General features: G+C 61.0%; 20 protein-coding genes. 14 read left to right on the top strand and 6 right to left on the bottom strand.

The features are described from left to right. The 9 genes from NTD84_RS26605 to NTD84_RS26565 form a co-directional block, all read left to right on the top strand. On the top strand, nucleotides 1–706 hold a 706-nt coding region (locus NTD84_RS26605), incomplete at its 5' end, for an electron transfer flavoprotein subunit alpha/FixB family protein (RefSeq protein WP_262171898.1). A gap of 181 nt (nucleotides 707–887) precedes the next feature. Continuing rightward, the gene (locus NTD84_RS26600; protein ID WP_262171896.1) at nucleotides 888–1715 is read left to right on the top strand and encodes a substrate-binding periplasmic protein; all 828 of its coding nucleotides are present in this window, start codon (nucleotides 888–890) and stop codon (nucleotides 1713–1715) included. A gap of 9 nt (nucleotides 1716–1724) precedes the next feature. After that, nucleotides 1725–2081 (top strand): DUF4398 domain-containing protein, encoded by a 357-nt coding sequence (locus NTD84_RS26595; RefSeq protein ID WP_262171893.1) that lies wholly within the window; start codon nucleotides 1725–1727, stop codon nucleotides 2079–2081. Then, nucleotides 2078–2890 (top strand): OmpA family protein, encoded by an 813-nt coding sequence (locus tag NTD84_RS26590; protein ID WP_262171890.1) that lies wholly within the window; start codon nucleotides 2078–2080, stop codon nucleotides 2888–2890. Before NTD84_RS26595 ends, NTD84_RS26590 begins: the two co-directional genes overlap by 4 nt. Before the next feature lie 212 nt (nucleotides 2891–3102). After that, nucleotides 3103–4542, top strand: coding sequence for a PLP-dependent aminotransferase family protein (locus NTD84_RS26585; protein WP_262171887.1), 1440 nt, complete (start codon nucleotides 3103–3105; stop codon nucleotides 4540–4542). A 98-nt stretch (nucleotides 4543–4640) separates the two neighbouring features. Then, nucleotides 4641–5111, top strand: coding sequence for a translation initiation factor 2 (locus NTD84_RS26580; protein WP_262171885.1), 471 nt, complete (start codon nucleotides 4641–4643; stop codon nucleotides 5109–5111). Between the two features lie 164 nt (nucleotides 5112–5275). Next, the gene (locus tag NTD84_RS26575) at nucleotides 5276–5530 is read left to right on the top strand and encodes a YkgJ family cysteine cluster protein (RefSeq protein ID WP_262171883.1); all 255 of its coding nucleotides are present in this window, start codon (nucleotides 5276–5278) and stop codon (nucleotides 5528–5530) included. Between the two features lie 41 nt (nucleotides 5531–5571). Then, nucleotides 5572–6177, top strand: coding sequence for an START domain-containing protein (locus NTD84_RS26570; RefSeq protein ID WP_262171881.1), 606 nt, complete (start codon nucleotides 5572–5574; stop codon nucleotides 6175–6177). A 337-nt stretch (nucleotides 6178–6514) separates the two neighbouring features. Beyond that, nucleotides 6515–8608 carry an LTA synthase family protein gene (locus tag NTD84_RS26565; protein ID WP_262171878.1) on the top strand — a complete coding sequence of 698 codons (2094 nt, stop codon included), beginning with the start codon at nucleotides 6515–6517 and terminating at the stop codon, nucleotides 8606–8608. 58 nt (nucleotides 8609–8666) lie between these two features. On the opposite strand, the gene NTD84_RS26560 is transcribed toward NTD84_RS26565, so the two are convergent. Next, nucleotides 8667–8825, bottom strand: a complete 159-nt coding sequence (locus tag NTD84_RS26560; RefSeq protein ID WP_174602692.1) for a DUF3309 family protein — start codon at nucleotides 8823–8825, stop codon at nucleotides 8667–8669. Nucleotides 8826–9104: 279 nt separating this feature from the next. Between NTD84_RS26560 and NTD84_RS26555 the strand changes: the two genes are divergently transcribed. The 3 genes from NTD84_RS26555 to csrA all read left to right on the top strand — a co-directional run bounded on the left by NTD84_RS26555 (nucleotide 9105) and on the right by csrA (nucleotide 10647). Further along, nucleotides 9105–9920: an SDR family oxidoreductase gene (locus tag NTD84_RS26555; RefSeq protein ID WP_262171875.1), complete on the top strand. Its 816-nt coding sequence runs from the start codon at nucleotides 9105–9107 to the stop codon at nucleotides 9918–9920. Nucleotides 9921–9985: 65 nt separating this feature from the next. Further along, a complete protein-coding gene (locus NTD84_RS26550; RefSeq protein ID WP_262171872.1) occupies nucleotides 9986–10318 on the top strand; it encodes a YnfA family protein in 333 nt (110 codons plus the stop codon). Nucleotides 10319–10461: 143 nt separating this feature from the next. Continuing rightward, nucleotides 10462–10647, top strand: a complete 186-nt coding sequence (csrA, locus tag NTD84_RS26545) for a carbon storage regulator CsrA (protein ID WP_262171869.1) — start codon at nucleotides 10462–10464, stop codon at nucleotides 10645–10647. 5 nt (nucleotides 10648–10652) lie between these two features. Here csrA and NTD84_RS26540 read toward each other — a convergent pair whose 3' ends face one another. The 4 genes from NTD84_RS26540 to NTD84_RS26525 form a co-directional block, all read right to left on the bottom strand. Beyond that, nucleotides 10653–10880 (bottom strand): YheU family protein, encoded by a 228-nt coding sequence (locus tag NTD84_RS26540; RefSeq protein WP_010461751.1) that lies wholly within the window; start codon nucleotides 10878–10880, stop codon nucleotides 10653–10655. A 205-nt stretch (nucleotides 10881–11085) separates the two neighbouring features. After that, nucleotides 11086–12276: an osmoprotectant NAGGN system M42 family peptidase gene (locus NTD84_RS26535; protein ID WP_084323728.1), complete on the bottom strand. Its 1191-nt coding sequence runs from the start codon at nucleotides 12274–12276 to the stop codon at nucleotides 11086–11088. Between the two features lie 159 nt (nucleotides 12277–12435). Then, nucleotides 12436–14184 (bottom strand): N-acetylglutaminylglutamine synthetase, encoded by a 1749-nt coding sequence (gene ngg / locus NTD84_RS26530; protein ID WP_262171862.1) that lies wholly within the window; start codon nucleotides 14182–14184, stop codon nucleotides 12436–12438. Between the two features lie 3 nt (nucleotides 14185–14187). Then, nucleotides 14188–15960, bottom strand: coding sequence for an N-acetylglutaminylglutamine amidotransferase (locus tag NTD84_RS26525; protein WP_262171860.1), 1773 nt, complete (start codon nucleotides 15958–15960; stop codon nucleotides 14188–14190). Nucleotides 15961–16256: 296 nt separating this feature from the next. Here NTD84_RS26525 and NTD84_RS26520 point away from each other — a divergent pair, with 296 nt between their 5' ends. After that, nucleotides 16257–21080, top strand: a complete 4824-nt coding sequence (locus NTD84_RS26520; RefSeq protein ID WP_262171857.1) for an NEL-type E3 ubiquitin ligase domain-containing protein — start codon at nucleotides 16257–16259, stop codon at nucleotides 21078–21080. Nucleotides 21081–21230: 150 nt separating this feature from the next. Here the strand turns inward: NTD84_RS26520 and mnmC are convergent, their stop codons facing one another. Then, nucleotides 21231–23213, bottom strand: a complete 1983-nt coding sequence (gene mnmC, locus NTD84_RS26515; protein ID WP_262171854.1) for a bifunctional tRNA (5-methylaminomethyl-2-thiouridine)(34)-methyltransferase MnmD/FAD-dependent 5-carboxymethylaminomethyl-2-thiouridine(34) oxidoreductase MnmC — start codon at nucleotides 23211–23213, stop codon at nucleotides 21231–21233. Between the two features lie 285 nt (nucleotides 23214–23498). On the opposite strand from mnmC, the gene pap reads away from it, so the two are divergent. Continuing rightward, complete coding sequence (gene pap / locus NTD84_RS26510; protein ID WP_262171851.1) at nucleotides 23499–25022, top strand: polyphosphate:AMP phosphotransferase; 1524 nt, start codon at nucleotides 23499–23501, stop codon at nucleotides 25020–25022. Nucleotides 25023–25101: the final 79 nt, after the last annotated feature.

Raw genomic sequence — 25101 nt, 5'->3', positions numbered from 1 at the left:
CCTGGTCGCCGAGCTCGGAAAGGGCTACAGCCACATCCTGGCTGCCGCCACTTCCAACGGCAAAAACATCCTGCCGCGCGTTGCCGCTCAGCTGGACGTTGACCAGATCTCCGAGATCATCTCGGTAGAAAGCGCCGACACCTTCAAGCGCCCGATCTATGCCGGTAACGCCATCGCTACCGTTCAATCGAACGCTGCAGTCAAAGTGATCACCGTGCGTGCCACCGGTTTCGATCCGGTTGCCGCTGAAGGGGGTTCGGCTGCCGTTGAAGCGGTCGCTGCTGCTCACGATGCTGCCATTTCCAGCTTCGTCGGCGAAGAACTGGCCAAGTCCGATCGTCCGGAACTGACCGCTGCCAAGATCGTCGTTTCCGGCGGGCGCGGCATGCAGAACGGCGACAACTTCAAACACCTGTACGCCCTGGCCGACAAGCTGGGCGCTGCCGTCGGTGCTTCCCGCGCCGCGGTCGACGCAGGTTTCGTACCCAACGACATGCAGGTCGGTCAGACCGGCAAGATCGTTGCGCCACAGCTGTACATCGCGGTCGGTATCTCCGGCGCGATCCAGCACCTGGCCGGCATGAAAGACTCCAAGGTGATCGTCGCGATCAACAAGGACGAAGAAGCGCCGATCTTCCAGGTGGCCGATTACGGTCTGGTGGCGGACCTGTTCGAAGCCATCCCAGAGCTCGAGAAGCTGGTCTAATCCAGTCGCTTGACCTATAAAGAGCCCGGCCTTATGGCCGGGTTTTTTTTCGCTTTGCTTCCTGTAGGAGCGAGCTCGCTCGCGATGGACGTCAACGATGACGGGAGCTTGGATGAGCGCGGTGCATCTGAAACCATCGCGAGCGAGCTCGCTCCTACAGGGACACAACCGGAGTATTGCCATGGACCTGCGATTTGTCTGGATCCTGCTTGGTTTGACGATGTTGCCGGCGCTTACCCATGCAACCGGCAAGTGCGAACGTTTGGTCGTCACCGGCAGTCCGGATGCGCCGCCATACCTGTGGCAAGACCCGCAAAACCCCAGGCACCTGATCGGTGCCAGTGCCGATTTGTTGCAGCAAGTGGCGGGGCAGTTGGGGATCAAAGTAGAGTTGCTCTTCGCCGGCAAACGCTCCCAGGCCCTGGAGGAAGTGCGCAGCGGACGCATGGACATGCTGGCGGATGCGCCGTTGACGGTCAGCGAGCTGGAAACCCTCGATTACATTCATCCGCCACTGCTGGAAAACGATTACCTCGTTTGGACCCGAAAGGACTCGCCACTGATCTACAACGATGCCCTGGACCTCCATGGTCACCCCGGCGCCGTGTCGGAAAAATCTCGAATGACCGCGGCGTTTGGCCTGTTCGCCGAGCAGCAATTGACCCTCACGCGTACGCCAAACCTGACCCAGGCCTTTCAGAAGTTGATGCTGGGCGAAGTGGAATTCGTGCTCGCCGGACGTTATTCAGGCCTGGCCACCGCACAGACGCTGAGCATGGCCAACGACCTGGTGGCACGTTCGCAACCAATTGATAAACCTGGCCTGTTCCTCGCGGTTTCCCATAACTCCGCCTGCAACGATCCGTGGTTGCGCGGACAGCTGGCCAAAAAGATGACAGAATTGCCAGCGTCCGGACTGACGGAAGCCGTGCTGCAACGCAACATCGAGCGCTGGAAAGCGCAACAAATGCAGGCGCCGCAACAACCCGCCAGTACCCCAAAACAGTAGGGATTTTTAGTGAGTATTCGACCTCTTTTCGCTGCCCTGGCCGTTTTGGCTCTGGCGGGTTGTGCAGCCGATCCGGCGCCGAATGAACAGATACGCCTGACCGAACAGGCACTGATCCAAGCCAAAGCCGTCGGCGCCACCGCCGACGAAGTGCCGGAATTGAAACTGGCCGAAGACAAGTTCAGCCGCGCCCAGGGCGATATGGCCGATCAATCCTACAAGCATGCGCGGATGCGGGCTGAACAGGCCGAGCTGGATGCGCGTCTGGCCGAAGCCAAGGTGCTGACCCTCAAGAGCGAGGAACAGCTGAACGTGCTCAACACCCGCATCACGCGATTGCGCAAGCAACTGGGGGATGCCCAATGAGCCTCAAGTCCAGGATCGTTGGCGGCTTGATCCTCGCCGGTTGTGCCAGCCTCTACGGCTGCGCTGGCCAGCACAGCGAGTCCGCATTGCAAGATGCCAGTGCCGACTTCCAGAAGGTCAAGGAAGATTCCAACGTGCTGCGTATCGCGCCGAAAGACGTGATCCGCGCCGGCGAATCTCTGGCCCGTGCCGATCGACTGTCCACGTATTGGGGGAGCGGATCGGATGTGGTGCATTACGCCTACCTGAGCCAGCGTTACAGCGAAATCGCCCGGGAACACACCAGCCAGGTGCTCAATGAAGAGCGCGCGGCAAAGCTCGAGCTGGAGCGTCAACGCCTGCAACTGGCCTTGCGCGAATCCAAGTTGCTCAGCGTGCAACAGCAAGGCAAGTGGCTTGAAGAACAGATTCTCGCGCTCGCGACGATCCAGACCGACCGCGGCCTGGTCATGACCCTGGGTGATGTGCTGTTCGATACCGGTGAAGCGGAATTGAAAAGTTCGGCCAACCGCGTCGTGCTGAAAATCGTGCAGTTCCTGCAGCTCAACCCCAAGCGCGTCGTGCGCATCGAGGGGTATGCCGACAGTACCGGCGGCAAGCAGGAAAATCTCAAACTGTCCCGCGACCGTGCGCAATCGGTGGCGGATGTGCTGATGGACCTTGGCATTGACGACAAACGCATCCAGGTTGAAGGCTACGGCGACGAATACCCGGTAGACGCGAACGCCTCCGAACGTGGCCGAGCACAGAACCGTCGGGTGGAAATTGTGTTTTCCGACGAGAAAGGCCAACTCGGCGCCGCCCGCTAAGGATGGCGTCACTGGAAAACCCGGCCTGCCTGTCAGCGCCGGGTTTTTTTGTGCCTGCCAACGGCCTCACGTTCTTCAACAAAAGCAGTACAGTTTTTGCTGACACCGCACTGTACCGTCGACTATTGTGGCAACTGTCCCCGTACACTTCTAAACTGTTCCGGTATTGTTTTACACAAGAATAAAATGCCCGTGAAATCGAGTGCTGCGTCATGACCAATCTCCTGCTCTACCAGCGTATTGCCCAGCAACTGGCCGAGGACATCCGTCGCGGTGTCTATCAGCCGGGCGAGCGCGTGCCTTCGGTGCGCAAGATGAGTTCGCAGCTCAACGTCAGCCATGCCACGGTATTGCAGGCCTACGCCAACCTCGAGGATCAGGGGCTGATCCGCGCCCGGCCGCAGTCGGGTTATTACGTGCACCAGACGCCAGCGCTGACAGCACCGACTCCGGACATCGCCCGGGTCGAGCGTCCTGGCCTGGTCACCCGCAGCAGCATCATCCAACAAGTGCTGGTGGAATCCCGCCGCGAGGGCGTGTTTCCCTTGGGCGCGGCGGTGCCGAGCGTCGACTATTTGCCGGTGCGGGCGCTGCATCAGCAATTGGCCAAGGTCACCCGATTCCACAGCCCGCGGGCGTTCAGCTACATGTTCAGCCCCGGTTTCGAGCCGTTGCGCCGCCAGGTGGCGATTCGCATGCGCGATGCCGGCGTGGTGGTCGATCCGTCCGAAGTGGTGATCACCCACGGTTGCGTCGATGCCTTGCAGATGTCCCTGCGGGTATTGACCCGGCCGGGGGATCTGATCGCCGCCGAGTCGCCGACCTACTACGGTTTACTGCAACTGGCCGACCTGCTGGGCCTGAAAGTCATCGAGATCCCCAGCGACCCGGCCACCGGCATGAGCCTGGAAGCCCTGCAACTGGCGGCCAACCAATGGTCGATCAAGGCGCTGGTGCTGACTACGCGCCTGAGCAATCCGCTGGGCGGCACCATGCCCGAAGAGCGGCAGAAACAGTTGCTGCGCCTGGCCTCGGATTTCGATATTCAGATCATCGAAGACGATATCTACGGCGAACTGATGTTCGAACAGGGCCGCACCAAGGCACTCAAGGCCTACGACCGGCTGGATCGCGTGATCTACTGCTCGAGTTTTTCCAAAACCCTGTCCCCCGGTGTGCGGATCGGCTGGATGATCGCTGGCAAGTACCAGCAGGAAATCCAGCGGTTGCAGACCTTCAGCACGCATTCCGCCTGTAGCGTGACGCAGATGGGGATCGCGGCCTATCTGGAAAACGGCGGTTACGACCGGCATTTGCGCTTCATTCGTCAGGAATACCGCAAGAACCTCAGCGCCTTCCAGCTTGCGGTGCAGCAGTATTTCCCGGAAGGCACGCAGATGACCCGGCCCACCGGCGGCTTCATTCTATGGGTGAGCTTGCCAGGTCGGGTCAACACCCAGGAGTTGCACGTGCGCGCGTTGCAACAGGGCATCAGCATCGCGCCGGGGCTGATTTTCAGTAATACCGAGCAATTCAATCATTGCATCCGGCTCAATTGCGGTACGCCGTGGAACCGTGAAGCCGAGCGCGCCTTGATGACCCTGGGCATGCTCGCTACGCAACTTTGCCAGGAGATGGCAGGCGGCTTCTGATGGCACGGGCGGGTAATTCCTGCCCGAGCTTGTCATGTTGCGTCCAACAGGCGAGCATATGGCCCTCTGCCGATAGCGCCGTTAGCTCCGTTGGGTCCATGAAACCGATTTTTTCCTGTGTCTGGCTGTCGATCTGCCTGTTGATGACCTTTCAGGCGGAAAGCATCATGGCGGCTTCCGTTCAGGAAAAGCCCGCCGCGAGCACGACCGCGAAACAGACTGCTCCGGTCAAGAAAGCCGCGCCGAGCAAAAAGAACGTGGCCAAGACGAAAAAACGCCCGCCCATTGCCTCCAAGTCGAAACCCGCCAGTGAGGTCGTGAAGACCCAACTGCCTTCCGCCGATCTGGATTTGAGCCTGCCCCAGGGCATGGCCGAGGAATTGAAGCCGGTCGGTACAGTTCCGCTGCCGCGCCACGACGCAGTGTTGCCGCAAATGTTCGGCGACAAGGGCAGCTCGCCATTCCAGCTCAACGGGCGCCTGATCAGCAACGAAATGAAGCTGCAGCTGCGTAACGAGGAGCGCCGTGAAGTGGACGGCGCCGCACTGGAATTCGAATTCAAACGGTAACACCCGGCCATCGGTGACCCGCCCGCCAGACGCTTTGTCGGAGACTGCTCGGTCACGTTCGTTTCAACGTAAAAACCTGTCACCCGGTAATTTAAAACAACTGTTTTAGCGGTTACTCTGTGCCCCGTCTTTCATACATCGCCCGTCGCGAGGAGCTCGTCGTCATGAAGTGCCGTGAAGGCTGTGGCGCCTGTTGCATTGCCCCTTCCATCAGTTCGCCGATTCCCGGCATGCCCCACGGCAAAGCCGCCGGAGAACGTTGCGTACAACTCTCTGTCGAAAACCTGTGCAGCATTTTCGGCCAACCGGAACGTCCAGCCGTGTGTTCGGCGTTCGAGGCCGATGTCGACGTCTGCGGAAGCAGCAGCGACGAAGCGATCAGGTTGCTGGGCTGGTGGGAGCAAATGACCGCTGCGTGATGTGTTCAACGAACGGAACTTCAACAATAAGGAATAAGACTATGGGTTCGCTGCATCGTATGGCTGTGTTGTGTGGGTTGACGGTGGTGCTGGCGACGTCCGCCGCACAGGCCGAAGACTGGAAAGTGGCCAAGAATGAAGACGGCATCAAGGTGTCCTTGAGCGAAGTGGCCGGCTCTGACTACAAGGCTTATCAGGGCGTGACCCTGATGAAAACCACCATGGCCAAATTGCGCGCGCTCCAGGAAGACGTGGCCGGGGCTTGCAGCTGGATTCACGAGTGCAAGCTGCAAAAGCTGCTCAAGCACGAAGGCGATCAGAGCTGGACCTACACCCAGTTCAACACCCCATGGCCGGTGACGCCGCGTGATTCGGTGCTGCACGTCACCACGACCGAAGGTGCCGACGGTAGTCTGACCCGTAAACTTGAAGGTGTGCCGAAGTACGTGCCTGAAGAAAAGGGTTTCGTGCGGGTGGCCAAGGTTGAAGGGTTCTGGAAGTTCGTGCCCAAGGGTGACCAGATTGAAGTGACTTATCAGGTTCACACGGAGCCGGGTGGCAGCGTACCGTCGATGATTGCCAACAAGTTTGTGGTGGATGCGCCGTTCAATACGTTGAAAGCCCTGAAAGAACGCGCTGAGAAGTAGGCAGCCTGTTCGTCCGTTAGAAAACCCCGACGTGTTCGGGGTTTTTGCTATTCGGCGTTTGATTGATTCAGGTGCAATGTCAGGAACCGGGAACCACGCATAACCCCCATTCCAGGCTCTTTATTGTGTTTCCAGATATACGTTGCACAAAATTTTCACAAAGCCTCCAAGACAATTCGCCCGCGCCAGCCGTGCAGGTCACTAATCAATGGCAATGCCGCGATTGATCGTGCAACATTTGCGCACCGCGCAAACCCCGGGGCCGAGTATTGGCCGACAGAGGGCAGGGCGCAGCTGCATTTTTGAAACTTCAACCTCCAATGGGTCCTAAAACGACATGGCAATCCCGGACGCCCTGAATCAGCAGCGAGCTTCTAGTCGCCTGCTGCAACCGACCGTCAAATCGCATCTGGCCTACACGCTGTTGTGTGCCCTGGTCATGATGGTCATGTTCAGCCTGCTGCGCCTGGCGCTGCTGGTCTACAACCGCGAGATGATCCTCGACACGCCGGCCTCGACCTTTGTCGAAGCGTTCGCCAACGGCCTGCGCTTCGACTTGCGCCTGGTGGTCTACCTCAGCATTCCGCTGTTGTTGGCCCTGTTCAGCGCCCGGGCCATGGCTGCCCGCGGGTTCTTCCGTTTGTGGCTGACCATCGCCTCGAGCATCGCGCTGTTCCTCGGCCTGATGGAAATGGACTTCTACCGCGAATTCCACCAGCGCCTCAACGGCCTGGTCTTCCAGTACGTGAAGGAAGACCCGAAAACCGTGATGAGCATGCTCTGGTACGGTTTCCCGGTGGTGCGCTACCTGCTGGCGTGGGCCGTGGGCACCGTGATCCTGGCGTTTGCGTTCAAGGGCGCCGACCGTGCGACCCGTCCTCGCGGTCCGTTCAGCGGCGGCAGCATCAGCACGCGCCAGATCGCCCCGTGGTACGCGCGCATCGCGGTGTTCGTGGTCTGCCTGCTGATCTGCGTGGTCGCCGCGCGCGGCACCCTGCGTCAAGGCCCGCCACTGCGCTGGGGTGACGTCTACACCACCGATTCGAACTTCGCTAACCAGCTCGGCCTCAACGGCACCTTGTCGCTGATCGCCGCAGCGAAGAGCCGGATGTCCGAAGAACGCGACAACATCTGGAAAGCCACCCTCGCGCAACCGTTGGCCCAGCAGACCGTACGCGACATGCTGCTGACGCCGAGCGACAAACTGGTCGACCCGGAAACCGCCGCCGTTCGCCGCAACTACACCCCGAATGCCGACAAGACCCTGCCGATCAAGAATGTCGTCGTGATCCTGATGGAAAGCTTCGCCGGTCACTCGGTGGGCGCGCTGGGCCGTCCGGGCAACATCACGCCTGCTTTCGATAAATTGGCGAAGGAAGGCCTGTTGTTCGACCGTTTCTTCTCCAACGGCACCCACACCCACCAGGGCATGTTCGCCACGATGGCCTGCTTCCCGAACCTGCCAGGTTTCGAATACCTGATGCAGACCCCGGAAGGCAGCCACAAACTGTCCGGCCTGCCGCAATTGCTCAGCGCCCGTGACTACGACAACGTGTATGTCTACAACGGCGATTTCGCCTGGGACAACCAGTCGGGTTTCTTCAGCAACCAGGGCATGACCAACTTCATCGGGCGTAACGACTTCGTTAACCCGGTGTTCTCCGACCCGACCTGGGGCGTGTCCGACCAGGACATGTTCAACCGCGGCCTGGAAGAGTTGAAAGCCCGCGACGGCAAGGACAAGAAGCCGTTCTATGCCTTGTTGCAAACCCTGTCGAACCACACGCCGTACGCCTTGCCGACGCCATTGCCGGTCGAGCGCGTGACCGACCGTGGCAGCCTCAACGAACACTTGACCGCCATGCGTTACTCCGACTGGGCGCTGGGTCAATTCTTCGAGAAGGCGCGTAAAGAGCCGTACTTCAAGGAAACCCTGTTCGTGGTCGTCGGCGACCACGGCTTTGGCAACGAGCAGCAGATCACCGAAATGGACCTGGGCCGCTTCAACGTACCGATGCTGCTGATTGGGCCGGGCGTCCAGGACAAGTTCGGCCAGGTCGACCACACCGTGGGCACCCAGATCGACATCGTGCCGACCATCATGGGCCGGATCGGTGGCGACGTGGTTCACCAGTGCTGGGGCCGTGACTTGCTGAACCTGCCGGAAGGCGACAAGGGTTTCGGCGTGATCAAGCCTTCGGGCAGCGATCAGACCGTTGCGTTGCTGACGGCCGACCGCGTACTGGTGCTGCCGAAAGAGATGCCGCCAAAACTGTACCAATACGAACTGGGCGCGAATCCGAAAGGTGAAGTGATCCCGGAGTCGGCGGACGAAGCGGCCCTCAAGCAGAAACTTGAGTCGTTCATCCAGACCGCGACCAAGAGCCTGATCGACAACACCGCCGGTGTGGTTGACGGCAAGCCGGACTAAGTTTCGCGCAATAAAAAAGAGGCCCTTCAAGGGCCTCTTTTTTTTGCCTGTTATCGCGTTATATCTTGCCGAGTAACAGCAGGATCAACAGCACCACCAACACCACACCGATGATACCCGACGGACCATAACCCCAACTTCTAGAGTGTGGGAACACCGGCAGGCCGCCTACCAGCAGGAGGATCAGAATAATGATTAAGATTGTGCCCATGTCTATTTCCTTGTTGGAAGTGTTCTGAAATTACCTGGCCTTAACACTCAGCTGGAATGCAATAAACCCAAGCTGCTTACAAACTCCGACTCTCGCGACTGAAAGAAAATTCCATGTTTTTTTAACGTTTTTTGAAGACAGGCTTATTTCTTTTTTAATCGGATAAGTTGATGGAGGCGCGTCCGCGGTTTGTTCGGGCCATTCAGCAATCTGATGGAGCGTGGGTTGGGCGAGGTCCTTCGCTACACTCGGTGCATCTCTCCTGGAACCACAAGGCTGTTGGCTATGCAAAATCGCATGATGATCACTGGCGCAGGCTCGGGCCTGGGTCGCGAAATCGCGCTGCGCTGGGCGCGTGAAGGCTGGCAGTTGGCGTTGTCGGATGTCAGCGAACCCGGTCTGCAGGAAACCCTGAGACTGGTGCGCGAGGCCGGTGGTGACGGCTTTACCCAGCGTTGCGATGTGCGTGATTACAGTCAGCTGACGGCGTTCGCCCAGGCCTGTGAAGTGAAGCTCGGTGGCATCGATGTCATCGTCAATAACGCCGGCGTCGCGTCGGGCGGGTTCTTCAGCGAATTGTCCCTCGAGGACTGGGACTGGCAGATCGCGATCAACCTGATGGGCGTGGTCAAAGGGTGCAAGGCGTTCCTGCCGCTGCTGGAAAAAAGCAAAGGCAAGATCATCAACATCGCGTCGATGGCAGCGTTGATGCAAGGCCCGGCGATGAGCAACTACAACGTGGCCAAGGCCGGCGTGGTGGCGTTGTCCGAGAGCCTGCTGATCGAACTGGCGCAGCAGGAAGTGGGTGTGCACGTGGTGTGCCCGTCATTCTTCCAGACCAATCTGCTGGACTCTTTCCGTGGCCCGACCCCGGCCATGAAGGCTCAGGTCGGCAAACTGCTGGAAAGTTCGCCGATCACCGCCACTGACATTGCCGACTACATCTACCAGCAAGTGGCCGCCGGCGAATTCATGATTCTGCCTCACGAACAGGGGCGTATGGCCTGGGCTCTGAAGCAGAAGAACCCACAGTTGCTCTACAACGAAATGACCCTCATGGCCGATAAAATGCGCGCCAAGGCCAAGCAGACCGCAGGCTGAACTTGCCCGAAGGCAAACTCGTCGTTAGGGTGGCCGCCATCGGTCATCCTTGCGAGACGTCTGGCATGCTCAATTACCTGTGGTTCTTCCTCGCCGCGCTGTTCGAAATCGCCGGCTGCTTTGCCTTCTGGATGTGGCTGCGCCAGGGCAAAAGCGCCTGGTGGGTGGTGCCGGCGCTGCTCAGCCTGACCGTGTTCGCGCTGTTGCTGACCCGCGTTGAAGCGACTTACGCCGGACGCGCCTACGCCGCCTACGGTGGCATCTACATCATTGCGTCGATTGGCTGGCTGGCGGTGGTCGAGCGGATTCGTCCGCTGGGCTCGGACTGGATCGGCGTCGCGTTGTGCGTGATTGGCGCGAGCGTCATCCTGTTCGGACCACGTTTTTCCGCTTCCTGAGCCGTCGTGACTCTGGTTGTGGGACGTTTCCTAAGGGGTGTTCGTTTAGTGCTGTAGGGCGAGACTGTTTTGCTCGCGCCGCATTGAAGGCCTGTCACGCACCGGGCATCTTCAGGGTTCGATAACCCTGAAGGACGAATGCCATGCTAGTACTCAGCCGCGTTGTAGGTGAAATGATCTCCATCGGCGACACCATTTCCGTGCGCGTTATGAACGTCAACGGAAACACCGTGCGCTTCGGCATCGAGGCGCCACGCGCCATCGATGTGCACCGTGCCGAGGTCTATGAGCGCATCCAGGTCCAGCTGGAAAAAGCCAGGAAGGGTTGAAGGCGTCAGTCGAACAGATGCTTGGGCACGTCGTGCTTGAGCATCAACTGGCATTGCTCGCTGTCCGGATCGAAAACGATCAGCGCCTGGCCCTTGGTCAACGCCTGGCGTACCCGTAACACGCGGGTTTCCAGCGGCGTATCGTCGCCGTTGTCCGTGCCATCGCGGGTGACGAAATCTTCGATCAGGCGGGTGAGGGTGTCGACTTCAAGTTGGTCGTAGGGAATGAGCATAGGCACCTCGGGTAAACAATGGCGCGATGCTACGGCGAATGAGGGATTGCGGCTAGCCTTTGGGTTTTGGGTTGCCTGAGCGGACGCCTTCGCGGGCGAGCCCGCTCCAGGGTTTGGTGGCGCACACATAATTTGTGGACAACACCAAACCTGTGGGAGCGGGCTTGCCCGCGAAGGCGCCAGACAAGGCACCGTAAGCCCCGGATCAACTCTCCGACCGCTGCCCCACCAGGCTGTCCACCGACGGCACCCGCGTATCGCTTTCCATCTGCGTGTCATGTTCGATCTGGTGACTGAACCGGTCCAGTGAACCCTTGGCCGGTTGCGCATCGCTGGCGAACACCGGAGGGCTGAGGATGTAGGCACCGAGCAAGCGGCTCAGGGCCGCGAGGCTGTCGATGTGCGTGCGTTCGTAGCCGTGGGTCGCGTCGCAGCCGAAGGCGAGCAGGGCGGTGCGGATGTCGTGGCCGGCGGTCACCGCCGAATGTGCATCACTGAAGTAATAGCGGAACAGGTCGCGACGCACCGGCAGCTCGTTATCGCTGGCCAGCCGTAACAGGTGGCGGGACAAGTGATAGTCATAGGGCCCGCCCGAATCCTGCATCGCCACGCTGACCGCATGCTCACTGGAATGCTGGCCGGGGGCGACCGGCGCGATGTCGATACCGACGAATTCGCTGACGTCCCAAGGCAGGGCCGCCGCCGCGCCGCTGCCGGTTTCCTCGGTGATGGTGAACAGCGGATGACAGTCGATCATCAGTTCTTCGCCGCTGTCGACGATCGCTTTGAGCGCCGCCAGCAACGCCGCGACGCCGGCCTTGTCATCAAGGTGACGAGCGCTGATGTGGCCGCTTTCAGTGAACTCCGGCAGCGGATCGAAGGCGACGAAATCGCCGACGCTGATGCCCAGCGAATCGCAATCGGCGCGGGTCGCGCAGTAGGCATCGAGGCGCAGTTCGATGTGGTCCCAACTGATCGGCATCTCGTCCACGGCGGTGTTGAACGCATGCCCGGACGCCATCAGCGGCAATACGCTGCCACGGATCACGCCATTGTCGGTAAACAGGCTGACGCGGCTGCCTTCGGCAAAACGGCTTGACCAGCAGCCGACGGGAGCCAGGGTCAGGCGGCCATTGTCTTTCACGGCGCGCACGGCGGCACCGATGGTGTCGAGGTGGGCGGAGACGGCGCGGTCGGGGCTGTTTTTCTTGCCCTTGAGCGTGGCGCGAATCGTGCCGCGGCGGGTCATTTCAAACGGAATGCCCAGCTCTTCAAGTCGCTCGGCGACGTAGCGCACGATGGTGTCGGTGAAACCGGTCGGGCTGGGGATAGCGAGCATTTCCAGCAGGACTTTTTGCAGGTAATTGAGGTCCGGTTCGGGGATTTTACTGGTCATGGAAACTCCTGATGAGTTGAGCGCATCGATGGTTTCGATGAGGAGAATTGAGGGCTGCCTGTGAGGCCGCCATCGCGAGCAGGCTTGCTCCCACAGGGGAACGCAGTCATCTGTGGGAGCGAGCCCGCTCGCGAAGCGGTCAGTCCAGACACCACGTCATTAACAGCTCACTGCCTGACTGTGCGGAAACAGCAAATCCACAAACCGCTCCGCCGTCGGCTGCGGCTCATGATTGGCCAGACCGGCACGTTCATTGGCTTCGATAAACACATACTCCGGCTGATCCGCCGCCGACACCATCAGGTCGAGCCCGACCATCGGGATGTCCAGCGCCCGCGCCGCACGCACGGCAGCGTCTACCAGCGTCGGGTGCAGGATCGTCGTGACGTCTTCAAGAATGCCGCCGGTATGAAGATTCGCCGTACGCCTCACGAACAGGTGCTCGCCGGCCGGCAGAATGCTGTTGTAGTCGTAACCCGCCGCTTCCAGGGTTCGCTCGGTTTCAGGGTCCAGCGGGATCTTGCTTTCGCCGCCGGTAGCCGCTTGACGGCGTCGACTCTGGGCTTCGATCAGCGCGCGGATTGAATGTTGGCCATCGCCCACCACTTCCGCCGGCCGACGAATGGCCGCGGCGACCACTTCAAAACCGATCACCACAATCCGCAGGTCGAGGCCCTCGTGGAAGCTTTCGAGCAACACGCGGCTGTCGAACTGCCGGGCCGCTTCGATGGCGTGCTGCACCTCTTCGATGGTGCGCAAATCCACCGCGACGCCCTGACCCTGTTCGCCATCCAGCGGCTTGACCACCACCCGCTCGTGCTCGTCGAGAAACGCCAGATTGTCATCGGCATTCCCCGCCAGCTGCTGCGCGGGCAGGTTCAGGCCGGCATTTTTCAGCACCTTGTGCGTCAGGCTCTTGTCCTGGCACAAGGTCATGCTGATCGCGCTGGTCAGATCGCTCAGGGATTCGCGGCAGCGCACCCGTCGACTGCCATGCACCAAGGTGAACAGGCCGGCCTCGGCATCATCGACCTGCACTTCGATGCCACGCCGATGCGCCTCATCAACGATGATCCGCGCATACGGGTTGAATTCGGCTTCTGGACCAGGACCCAGGAACAGCGGCTGATTGATCCCGTTCTTGTGCTTGATCGCGAAGGTCGACAGGTTGCGAAAACCGAGCTTGGCGTAGAGGCTTTTCGCCTGGCGGTTGTCGTGCAGCACGGACAGATCGAGGTAGCTCAGCCCACGGCTCATGAAGTGCTCGATCAAATGCCGCACCAGCACTTCGCCGACACCGGGCCGCGAGCATTGAGGGTCGACGGCCAGGCACCAGAGGCTGCTGCCATTTTCCGGATCGTTGTAGGCCCTTTGGTGATTGAGGCCCATGACACTGCCGATGACCGCGCCGCTGTCCTCGTCCTCGGCCAGCCAATACACCGGACCGCCGAGATGACGCGGGGTCAGCAGGCTGGCGTCGATCGGCAACATGCCGCGCGCCTGGTACAGCTGATTGATCGCCCGCCAGTCCGCCTCGCTCTGCGCTCGCCGAATGCGAAAGCCGCGAAACACGCGGGTCGCTTGGCGGTAATCGCTGAACCACAGGCGCAAGGTGTCTGACGGATCGAGAAACAGCTGCGCCGGCTCCAGCCCCAACACTTGCTGGGGCGCGGCGACGTACAGGGCGATGTCGCGTTCGCCCGGCTGCTCGTTGAGCAATTCCCGGGCAAGGCTCGCCGGATCGGGGAACGTATGGCCGATCAGCAACCGGCCCCAGCCGCAGTGCACGGCAATCGGTGCGGGGCCCAGCTCGCTGCCGTCTTCGGCCAGACGCGCCTGCAAGCGTTCGTAGGAAGGTGCCTGACCGCGCAACAGGCGTTGGCTATACGCCGTGGCGTGAGTTTTCATCGATCAGATTCCTTGTTCACTGAGCCACAGGTTCAGGGCCGCCAGTTGCCACAGCTTGGAGCCGCGCAACGGGGTCAACTGGCCTTGTGGGTCGGTCAGCAGACGGTCGAGCATCGCCGGGTTGAACAGGCCACGGTCCTGGCTCGGATCCAGCAGCAGTTCGCGCACCCAGTTCAGCGTGTCACCTTGCAAATGCTTGAGGCCCGGCACCGGGAAGTACCCTTTCTTACGGTCGATGACCTCACTCGGAATCACCAGCCGCGCCGCTTCTTTCAACACTTGCTTGCCGCCGTCCGGCAATTTGAATTTGCCCGGCACACGGGCCGACAATTCCACCAGGCGATAGTCGAGAAACGGCGTACGCGCTTCCAGGCCCCAGGCCATGGTCATGTTGTCGACGCGTTTGACCGGGTCGTCCACCAGCATCACCGTGCTGTCCAGGCGCAGGGCCTTGTCCACGGCTGCATCGGCACCGGGCTGGGCGAAATGTTCTTTGACGAAGTCGCCGGCGGCGTCATTCGCCGTCAGCCATTTCGGCTGCACGGTGGCCGCGTAGTCCTCGTAGCTGCGGTCAAAAAACGCCTCGCGGTAAGCCGCGTACGGATCGGCTGCGCCATCGACCTGCGGGTACCAGTGATAACCGGCAAACAACTCGTCCGCACCCTGTCCGCTTTGCACCACTTTGCAATGCTTGGCCACTTCGCGGGACAACAGATAAAACGCGATGCAGTCATGGCTGACCATCGGTTCGCTCATGGCGCGGAACGCCGCCGGCAGTTGCTCGATGATTTCTTTTTCGTCGATACGCAACTGATGGTGCTGGGTGCCGTAGTGCTTGGCGATCAGGTCCGAATACTGGAACTCGTCGCCGCGCTCGCCGCCGGCGTCCTGGAAACCGATGGAGAAGGTCGACAGATTTTCCACGCCGACTTCGCGCAACAAACCGACCAGCAGACTCGAATCGACACCGCCGGAAAGCAGCACACCGACGTCCACCGCCGCCCGTTGGCGAATCGCCACGGCATCGCGGGTGCTGTCGAGCACGCGGTCGCGCCAGTCTTCGAGGGTCAGGTTGATTTCGTCGGCGTGAGGGCCGTAGGGCAGGGTCCACCAGGTTTTCTGCTCGGTGCTGCCGTCCGCTTCGATGCGCATCCAGGTCGCCGGCGGCAGTTTTTCAATGCCCGCCAGCAAGGTGCGCGGTGCCGGCACCACGGCGTGGAAATTCAGGTAGTGATTCAACGCCACCGGATCGAGGATCGGGTTGATGTCGCCACCCTTGAGCAACGCCGGCAGCGCCGAGGCAAAGCGCAAGCGCTGGCCGGTACGCGACAGGTACAGCGGTTTCACGCCGAGACGGTCGCGGGCGATGAACAGCCGTTTGGCGTCGCGCTCCCAGATGGCGAAGGCGAACATGCCGTTGAGCTTGGGCAGCAGCGCCTCGCCCCAGGCGTGATAGCCCTTGAGCAGCACTTCGGTGTCGCCGCCGGAATAGAAGGCATAGCCGAGGCCTTCCAGCTCGGTGCGCAGTTCCGGGAAGTTGTAGATCGCGCCGTTGAAAGCCAGGGACAGGCCCAGCTGGTTGTCGACCATCGGCTGCGCCGAGCCGTCCGACAGGTCCATGATTTTCAGGCGACGATGGCCCAGGGCAATCGGCCCCTGGCTGTGAAAGCCCCACGCGTCAGGGCCGCGTGGTGCCAGGTGATGGGTGATTCGTTCAACGGCTGCAAGGTCCGCAGGTTGATGATCAAAGCGTAACTCGCCAGCTAATCCGCACATAAAATCCTTACCGGTTTTTCCGTTGGGGAGGGTCAATCGGTATCCGCCAAAACGGCGGGTACTCAGAAACTGACCTGTGCAGATTTCAGGAGTTTTAGATCGATAAGTAATAAGCGGCAGTTGCCGGACGAGCGGTGCCGCTGCCAGAGAGGCCTTTCGGCGGGGTGGTAAATAGTGCTGGAACCCATGCGGGTAGTTGTTCAATTACCCGCCGATTCGACTCGATATTCGAATTATCCTTTTGCCGGGGCGGTCCCGTAGTCTGGCAGCACCTGAACGCAATAAGGACATTGCTCATGCCATCAACCCCCAATACGACGCCTGTCGTCGCGACTTTTACTGCTGCCCACCGCCTGGAAGCGTTGCTGGAACACACCGCCGACCTGGACAAGGCGCAAACCCTGCAAGCCGCCATTCCCGAGTGGTTGGCCAGCGCTGATCTGCCGGTGGTACAGGCGCTCAGAGCCGCGTTTCAGCAGAGTGACCTCGCTCACCGCAAGGCCGCTCAAGTGCTGGGCAGGCTCAAACCGCTGGACGTCTTCTGCAAAGAACAACTGACCCGGGTGCTCAAGGACAAGTGGGCGATCAATGTCGATGTCGAGCGCGACACACTCGAGATCGTCCGAAGATCGCTGCCGTCAACCACGGTGCCGCATGCCATCGGGACTATCGGTTTTGTAAACACCAGTTCGCGCAGTCTGCTCCACGCCGCCATGGAGAATTTCACCGAGGACGAAGCGCTTCCGGGAGGCCTTCCAGAAAGCTCCACGATAAAAATCAAAGAACAAGCGCAAAAAGGCAGCGTCATCACGGCGGCCCATTTCGCCAAGCTCGCTCGTGAGCTTGACCTTGGAGCGCTTTATCAACGGCATATCGACGAGGTATTTGCCTTGCCGGCCAAGCCCGGCGCTGGCGCGACCGTCGGTGATCGGGCCACCGCCGCTGATATCCGGCGACTGAAGTTGATCAATATGGAAGTCGCTGCGCACATCGCCTATCTGAAAAAAGACCTCAGTGACGCTGGGTACAAAATGTTGCTGAGTGTCATCGCGCAAGATTTGCCGGCTGCGCAAACCAAAGGCGCGGTGTTCGATGGCTCACCCGTGATGTGGCAAGGCTTGACGATCCATGACGCCTGCATCTGCGGCGCGCTGATATTCACCAAGACCTCCATCGATACCGCGCCTAAGGCGAAATGCGTGGTTTATCTGCCGAACGACCCCCGGCGTCCAGTGTATGAATACGCCTCGCTGGACGAGTTCAAGCTTTACCTGACGCTCAAGCTGCAATCCAAAAGTTACCGGGCCTTTTTCGCCAGGCAATTCCTTCACGGTCACGACAAGGCCGATTTTTTCGCCGAGTTCGATAAAGACAAGACCCTCGGTACGCTCACCGCCACCCCGGCCACTTGCCTGTCCGACTTCTTCTTCAGCGCCTTTGTCAGCAAGGCTCAGGAAGAGGCGCGCATCCTGGCGGTCCCGACCGAAGAGGTCGATGAAGAACAGCGGTTCAAGACTGTTCAACAGTTGTTCGACGGTGCCCTTATGCTATTGAACGTCGCCTCTTTTTTCGTGCCGGTGCTCGGGCTGGTGATGACGGCGGCAGCGGTGGTCGACATGGCCGGCGAGGTCTATGAAGGCGTGGAAGACTGGGCTCATGGCGAGCGAACCAAAGCGGTGTCGCATCTGTTGAATGTGGTTGAAAACGTGGCGCAGATGGCGGCGTTTGCAGTGGGCGGCAAGGTCGTGTCCAGAGCCTGGCGCCAAAGCCTGCAAGAGCACACGGCGTTTTTTGACGACTTCGAGGCGGTGACCCGCGCCGGTGGCAAACGACGGTTATGGAAGCCTGATCTTCAAGCGTACCGGCAGGCATCGCCTTTACCGAAAGGCTTGCGGCCCGATTCGAACGGTCTCTATAAACAGGGTGAGCGTACGTCGATCGTCATGGACGGCGCGGTTCATCAGGTGGTCCGGAACGAGGCGAACCAGAGGTGGCAGATCAAACATGCGCAGCGCCAGGATGCCTATGAGCCTGCTGTCGAACGCAACGTCGAAGGGGGCTGGCGTCATGTCCATGAGCATGCACATGAGTGGCCCGACAGTGCCTACGCGCTAAAGCGAACGGCGCCGCGCCTGAATAGCCTGACGCACAACGAATTGACGCAGCTCGCCGATATCACTGGCATGACTTGCGCAGAGCTTTACCGATTGCACGAAGGCGGTCTCCCGTTGCCGCCACGCCTGAGCGATTGCGCCGAGCGCATCGGCATGAACCGCAACATCACGGCGCTGGTGGCGGCGATCCAGCGGGATGACCTGGCCAGCACGGCGTTTTTACCGGAACAACTGCACGCATTGCCACAGCTGCCGGGCTGGCCGGAAAAACGTTTCATTGAAGTGCGCGATGCTCAAGACAAGGTCGTTGCGCGCTTCCCGCAGACGGCGCCGCTCAATGACGATGTCAACAGCGTCCATGTTTCCCAAGCGCAAATGAGCGCGGGGAAACTGCTTGACACCGTCATCAGCGGTCTCTATCCCCATGAGGTTGAACGCCTCATCGGCCCCGCGACGACGGGGTCAAAATCAAGGCTGCTGCTGAAAAAAATCGCCGCGTGGCTCCAGGCCGATCGCCGGCCATTGCTCGACGCACTCTACGAAAACTACGACGGCGCCGCGGCCGGGGAGTCGGCAACGTTGCACGAGCAGGCGCCCGATCTTCCAGTCAGAGTGAACGAGGCGTTGCTGGCCGATGCGTCGGCCAGGGACCGTCACTTGCTTCGCGAAAGCAAGATCCTCGGCGTGGACCTGGCCCGGCAGGTTGCGCAAGCACGGTTCGAGATCCGCCAGGACCGCGCGGTCACCGGTTTGTATGCCCCTGAAGTGGCCACCGCCGACACCGACACCTTGACCCTCGGGTTGATGGGTCGCGTCCAGGCCTGGGACGACGGCTACCGGCTGGAGCTACGGCAGGGATCATCGACAGGCGCCTTGCTGAACAGTGCGGGCAAAACGGATGCGCCGGCGCGCGGGATCATAGTCAAGACATCCAGAGGCTACGAGGTGACCCAGGGCAGCGGCAATGTGTCGTCCACCCTGGTGAGCGAAACGCTGCTCGGCTCGATACTGGATGTGTTGCCGGCCACCCAGCGCACCCGCATGGGGCTCGCGGGCGACGATGCGCTGGACGCCGTGACGCTGCGATCACGTCTCGCGCGTGCCGGCACCAGCGATCTGGAGCAGGCCGGGCGGGTGCTGCGGGGCGAGCGCAGCGAAGTAGCGAAACACCTTTCCGCTTGTGTCCAGGCAGACCCGCCGGTGGCGCATCCCTATGCACGAAGTCTGATTCGTAAAGTCCGCAAACTTTATCCGCTGTTCAGCGATGCCCAGGTGTCGTCGTTTCTCGACGAAGCGGGCAGCACCCAGATGATGCGGGTCAATCGCCTCAAGGAGCTCGGACAGCAACTGAAAAAACTGCAAGCGGTGCTGCTGGCCTGGCGCGAGGATGAGGCGGCGATGCGCAAGCTGCCGGGGCAGATCAACGATATTCGTATCAGTCGCCGGCAGGTCGCGGCGACCCTCGAAAAGTGCTGGCGCCGGGTCGCACCGCCACGTTGGCCGCAGAACCAGCCGTTCACCTCGCTGAGACTGGAGCGTAACCCGGTGGGCCCGCTGCCGACCTTGGCCGAGCACGATGTCGCCCATGTCCGCCACCTGTCCATCAAGGACATGCAGGCTGGCGATGAGCTGGCGTACTTCCTCAAACCCTTTAAAGGGCTGGTGAACCTGGAGTTGGACCGCAACCGCCTGACACGCTTGCCGGAAGTGCTATCGCACATGCCCGACCTTCGGCATTTGAGCCTGAACGACAATCAACTGGTCCTGACCGAACACACGTTACGCAAGCTGGCCGACCTGCGCGAATTGCGTACGTTGGGACTCAGCGGTAACCGGCTCGGCGCCTCGCCGGACGTCAGCAAGATGTCCCATTTGCAATCGTTGTTCCTGGCCAATACCTACGCCACGGAGTTGCCGGTGGGCCTGTCACGCCTGGGAGAACTGGACAGGGTGGACCTGCGCGGCAACCACATTCGTGATTTGCCGAGCTGGTTGTTCGACCTTCCGCGTCGCTTCGCCGACACGATCAACCTGCGGCATAACCCGTTGTCGGTGTCGAGCCTGGTGGCGCTGGGTAACTACCGTGGACGCACGGGCGCCGGCATGGGCTTTCTGGAAAACGATAATCGTGTGATCAACGAACAGGTTGCGCGCGACCTGTGGATGGACAACCCGGCTGAGGCCACCTACGCCGCTCGCAATCGCACCTGGCTCGCGCTGAAGAACGAACCGCACGCCACCGGCTTCTTTCAATTGCTGGCGGAGGTGGGAAGCTCGGCGGACAGTCACTATGTGCGGGAGGACATGACGCGCCGGGTGTGGCAGGTGATCGAGGCGACTCAATCCGATGCGGCGTTGCGCGATCAGTTGTTTTCAATGGCGGTGAAATCCAACTGCGCGGATTCGGCGGCGACGATTTTCAGTAATCTGGAGGTGGCGGTGAACATCGATGCGGTGGTTCGCCAGTCTGCCCACGCGCATGACCAGGCTGATCGACTGTTAAGCCTGGGGCGGCGGTTGTTCCGTCAGGATTACCTGGCCAAGATTGCTCGAGAGCGGGCGACCGCCGATCCAAAACTCGATCCGGTGGAAGTGGAGCTGGCCTACCGCGTCAATCTGGCCGAGCGGCTTGATCTGGTCGGGCAACCCAGGCACATGCGTTATTCATCGGCCAGCGGCGTGACGGTCAACGACCTCGAGGCGGCCTACAACCGGGTCGTCACTGCCGAGGTCTCCCCCGAACTGCTCAATTACCTGAGTCAGCGCACCTTCTGGATCGACTTTCTACGCCAGCACCACGGCAAGCAATTCATCGATCTTGCCGAGCCCTTTCACACGCGGATGGAGACAGCGTTCGACAATCAGGCCACCCTCGGCACGGACTACCGCGCGCAAGTCGATGGCATCGCCACCGAGCTGCAACAGGGCGAATCCCGCCTGCTGAAACGCTTGACCGAAGAGGCCATGAAGGCCGAGGAACTGAAGACCTGCTTTGTCCTGGACTGAGGCTGAGCCGGCATCACACAAACCCTGTAGGAGCCAGCTTGCTTGGCGATGCACGCGAGGGCGCCGCGTTTATCCAGGCCGCACGCGTCATCGTTAACAACCATCGCCAGCAACCTGGCTCCTGCAACCGTGTCACGCTGTCGGTTTGCCTCAGGCCTTGCCGCGAATCAATCGGCGTAGGACAAAACGGTTCGGGTGACAGGCTTCGGCTACCGACCTGGGCAGTGGCAGTGGCTCGCCCTCGAGCCAGGCGGCCAGCAACTCGCCGGACACCGGCGCGGTGATCAGTCCGCGTGAGCCGTGGCCGCTGTTGACGTGCAAACCGTCGAGCCAGGGACAGGGGATGTCCGGAATCTGTCGGGCGTCCTTGCTCAAGGCGCTGTAGGCGTCGACGAACGCCTCGGCGTCGGCCAGCGGGCCGACAATCGGCAGGTAATCCGGGCTGGTGCAGCGAAACGCCGCGCGACCTTCGAGGGTTTCCGGGTGCAACGTATCGACCCGCAGCCGGGTCACCAGGTCCGGCGAAATCTCTTCGAGCATCTGCAGATTGCCCGCGTGTTCCGCCGCTGTCGGGGTCAAATCTTCATTGTTGAAATCGAAACTGGCGCCGAGGGTGTGTTCACCCAGGCGTGCCGGGGCGACGTAGCCTTCTGCGCATACCACGGTGTTCAATGCCTGGCTTTCAATGGTTTGCGGCAGGCGGGTGATCTGGCCGCGAATGCGTTTCAGCGGCAGCTCGCTGCTGTAGGGGAAACGCTTGATCTCGGCGGCGCCGGCCAGGACCACCACGGGCGCATCGGCCAACAGCTTCTCGCCATCCCACGCCTGCCAGTGGTCGTCGGCTCGACGCAGTTCCAGCACATCGTGATGGAGCAGAATCCGGATGTGCGGGTGCGCCGCTTGCCATTGGCACAATGCCGGCGGATGCACCCAGCCGCCTTCGGGATAAAACAGCCCACCCGATGGCAACTCGATACCGGCACGGGCCTCGGCCTGGTCTTTATCGAGCGAATGCAGCAAGTCTTCGGTAAACGCCTGCGCCAGTTGCGCCTGACGCTCGGCTTCCTTGGCGTTGAAGGCCAGTTGCAGCACACCGCAACTGTCCCAGTCGACGCCGCGATGCAGGTGTTCCAGCACGCGTCGGGTGTAACCGAAACCGCTGACGATCAACTGCGACAACGCCGTGCCGTGGGCCGACAGCTTGAGGTAAAGCACGCCCTGAGGATTACCCGAAGCTTCCTGCGCCAGCGCGGCATGACGCTCCAGCAGACTGACCTGCCAACCCCGCGCGGCAAGGCTGGCGGCGGTGGCGCAACCGGCCAGGCCGGCGCCGATTACCAACGCATGGCGCTCGCCGGTCAGCGGCGCTGGACGGGCAAACCACGGTTTCGCCGTCGCGGGCGCCGGCGTTGCTTCTGGCCAGCCAAGGAAGGTGCCGCGCAGGATTTCCCATTTGTGGCCGATGCCCGGCGTGCGCTTCATCTTGAAGCCCGCGGCGTTCAGCAGGCGGCGCACCCAACCGGTGCTGGTAAACGTGCTGATGGTCGAACCGGGCGCGGCAAGACGGGCGAGTTCGGCGAACAGCTCTGCGGTCCACATGTCCGGGTTTTTCGCCGGGGCAAACCCGTCGAGAAACCAGGCGTCGACCTGCGCGTCCAGTTGCGGCAACTGTTCCAGCGCATCGCCGATCAACAGGGTCAGCGTCACACGACCGTGATCCAGCACCAGCCGCTGGAAGCCTGGGTGGATGGCCACGTACTGCGCCAGCAATTGATCTGAAAACGTCCTGAGCTCGGGCCATAACGCCAGCGCCCGTTGCAGGTCCGGCGCACTCAGCGGGTACTTTTCGACGCTGACAAAATGCAACCGCGCACCCGCCACCGCGTGCTGTTCGAACAACTGCCAGGCACAGAGGAAATTCAACCCGGTGCCAAAACCGGTCTCGCCAATCACCAGCCGGCCACCGTCCGGCAATGCGGCGAAGCGCTCACGCAGCGCGTTCTGTTCGAGGAAGACGTAGCGGGTTTCATCCAGCCCGGACAGGTCGGAAAAATACACATCGTCGAACACCCGCGAACGCGGGAGCCCTTGGTCGTCCCAGTCGAGCTGGGCGTGGGGCGTTACAGGTTTCATGGCAGGCTCGGCAACGGCAAGGCGGGCATTCTAGCTGATGGATGCCTGATCTACTGTAGGCGCGAGCTGGCTCGCCATGGATGTCAACGAAAACGCGGGCTGCCTGAATGCTCGCGTTGATCTTTCGTTCTTCGCGAGCAGGCTCGCTCCTACAGGGACGCGTTGTTCTTGCGTGCTTCGCATGTGTGCTCGTTCCCGAGGGGAGCGTGGCAGCGCTGGGGAATTTTCTCCGCCGACTCACTGCCCAATCCGCTAGTCTTGCTCAATCTGCAAAGGGAGCGCTCCATGTTCGAATCTGCCGAAATCGGTCACGTCATCGACAAAGAAACCTATGAAGCCGAAGTGCCGGCGCTGCGCGAAGCGTTGCTCGAAGCGCAGTTCGAACTTCAGCAGCAGAAGCGCTTCCCGGTGATCATTTTGATCAACGGCATCGAAGGCGCCGGCAAGGGCGAGACGGTGAAGCTGCTCAACGAATGGATGGACCCGCGGCTGATCGAGGTGCGCACGTTCGACCAGCAGACCGACGAAGAGCTGGCGCGCCCACCGGCCTGGCGATACTGGCGGATGCTCCCGGCCACGGGCCGCATGGGCATTTTCTTCGGTAACTGGTACAGCCAGATGTTGCAGGGCCGGGTCCACGGCGTGTTCAAGGATCCGCGGCTCGACCAGGGCATCAACGCGGCCGAACGCCTGGAGAAAATGCTCTGCGACGAAGGCGCGCTGATCTTCAAGTTCTGGTTCCACCTGTCCAAGAAACAGATGAAGGCGCGCCTCAAGGCCCTGGCCGACGACCCGCTGCACAGTTGGCGCATCAGCCCGCTGGACTGGCAGCAATCGAAGACCTACGACAAGTTCGTCAAATACGGCGAACGCATTCTGCGCCGCACCAGCCGCGACTATGCGCCGTGGCATGTGATCGCCGGCATGGACCCGCATTACCGCAGCCTGGCAGTTGGCAAGATTCTGCTCGAAGGCCTGCAGGCCGCGTTGCAACGACCGAAGATTCATCCGGATAAAGTCAGCGCTGCGCCCTTGGCCAGCAGCGTCGACCTGGTGAACCTGCTCGACAGCCTCGACCTTACCCTGCGCCTGGACAAGGACGATTATGAAGAACAGCTGATCACCGAACAGGCGCGATTCTCCGGGTTGATGCGCGACAAACGCATGCGCCGGCACGCCCTGATCGCCGTGTTCGAAGGCAACGACGCGGCGGGCAAGGGCGGAGCGATTCGCCGGGTGGCCGCGGCGCTCGATCCTCGGCAGTACAGCATCGTGCCGATCGCGGCCCCCACCGAAGAGGAGCGGGCACATCCGTACCTGTGGCGTTTCTGGCGACATATTCCGGCGCGGGGAAAATTCACCGTGTTCGACCGTTCCTGGTATGGCCGGGTGCTAGTGGAGCGGATCGAAGGCTTTTGCAGCCCGGCCGACTGGCTGCGCGCTTACGGTGAGATCAACGACTTCGAAGAGCAGCTCGCCGATGCCGGGGTGATCGTGGTCAAGTTCTGGCTGGCCATCGACAAGCAAACGCAAATGGAGCGCTTCGAGGCCCGCGAAGAGATCCCCTTCAAACGCTTCAAGATCACTGAAGATGACTGGCGCAATCGCGAAAAATGGGATGACTACCGCGCGGCGGTCGGCGACATGGTCGATCGCACCAGTACCGAAGTGTCGCCCTGGACGCTGGTGGAGGCCAACGACAAGCGCTGGGCGCGGGTCAAGGTGTTGCGCACGCTCAACGAAGCGCTGGAAGCGGCTTTCGAAAAGTCCGACAAACACGAGAAGAAGCTGAAAAAACTGAAGAGGTGAATCGATGGTGACGCATACGCCGGGTGAATGATTGTCGCGGTCGGGAAGGGCCGGACTTATGCTCGGTCCACTCTCAACC

It is taken from the genome of Pseudomonas sp. 14P_8.1_Bac3 (genome assembly GCF_025466085.1).
Classification (GTDB): domain Bacteria; phylum Pseudomonadota; class Gammaproteobacteria; order Pseudomonadales; family Pseudomonadaceae; genus Aquipseudomonas.
The sequence above is the reverse complement of the archived record's forward strand: the minus strand, read 5'-3'. Positions and strand labels throughout refer to the sequence as shown.

What these genes read in the sequence shown, in the direction of transcription:
- NTD84_RS26590 (WP_262171890.1), top strand. Translation starts at nt 2,078, where the DNA reads ATGAGCCTCAAGTCCAGGATCGTTGGCGGCTTGATCCTCGCCGGTTGT.
- mnmC (WP_262171854.1), bottom strand. Translation starts at nt 23,213, where the DNA reads ATGAAACCTGTAACGCCCCACGCCCAGCTCGACTGGGACGACCAAGGG.
- NTD84_RS26580 (WP_262171885.1), top strand. Translation starts at nt 4,641, where the DNA reads ATGAAACCGATTTTTTCCTGTGTCTGGCTGTCGATCTGCCTGTTGATG.
- pap (WP_262171851.1), top strand. Translation starts at nt 23,499, where the DNA reads ATGTTCGAATCTGCCGAAATCGGTCACGTCATCGACAAAGAAACCTAT.
- ngg (WP_262171862.1), bottom strand. Translation starts at nt 14,184, where the DNA reads ATGAAAACTCACGCCACGGCGTATAGCCAACGCCTGTTGCGCGGTCAG.
- NTD84_RS26565 (WP_262171878.1), top strand. Translation starts at nt 6,515, where the DNA reads ATGGCAATCCCGGACGCCCTGAATCAGCAGCGAGCTTCTAGTCGCCTG.
- NTD84_RS26535 (WP_084323728.1), bottom strand. Translation starts at nt 12,276, where the DNA reads ATGACCAGTAAAATCCCCGAACCGGACCTCAATTACCTGCAAAAAGTC.
- NTD84_RS26550 (WP_262171872.1), top strand. Translation starts at nt 9,986, where the DNA reads ATGCTCAATTACCTGTGGTTCTTCCTCGCCGCGCTGTTCGAAATCGCC.
- NTD84_RS26555 (WP_262171875.1), top strand. Translation starts at nt 9,105, where the DNA reads ATGCAAAATCGCATGATGATCACTGGCGCAGGCTCGGGCCTGGGTCGC.
- csrA (WP_262171869.1), top strand. Translation starts at nt 10,462, where the DNA reads ATGCTAGTACTCAGCCGCGTTGTAGGTGAAATGATCTCCATCGGCGAC.
- NTD84_RS26540 (WP_010461751.1), bottom strand. Translation starts at nt 10,880, where the DNA reads ATGCTCATTCCCTACGACCAACTTGAAGTCGACACCCTCACCCGCCTG.
- NTD84_RS26575 (WP_262171883.1), top strand. Translation starts at nt 5,276, where the DNA reads ATGAAGTGCCGTGAAGGCTGTGGCGCCTGTTGCATTGCCCCTTCCATC.
- NTD84_RS26525 (WP_262171860.1), bottom strand. Translation starts at nt 15,960, where the DNA reads ATGTGCGGATTAGCTGGCGAGTTACGCTTTGATCATCAACCTGCGGAC.
- NTD84_RS26585 (WP_262171887.1), top strand. Translation starts at nt 3,103, where the DNA reads ATGACCAATCTCCTGCTCTACCAGCGTATTGCCCAGCAACTGGCCGAG.
- NTD84_RS26570 (WP_262171881.1), top strand. Translation starts at nt 5,572, where the DNA reads ATGGGTTCGCTGCATCGTATGGCTGTGTTGTGTGGGTTGACGGTGGTG.
- NTD84_RS26520 (WP_262171857.1), top strand. Translation starts at nt 16,257, where the DNA reads ATGCCATCAACCCCCAATACGACGCCTGTCGTCGCGACTTTTACTGCT.
- NTD84_RS26600 (WP_262171896.1), top strand. Translation starts at nt 888, where the DNA reads ATGGACCTGCGATTTGTCTGGATCCTGCTTGGTTTGACGATGTTGCCG.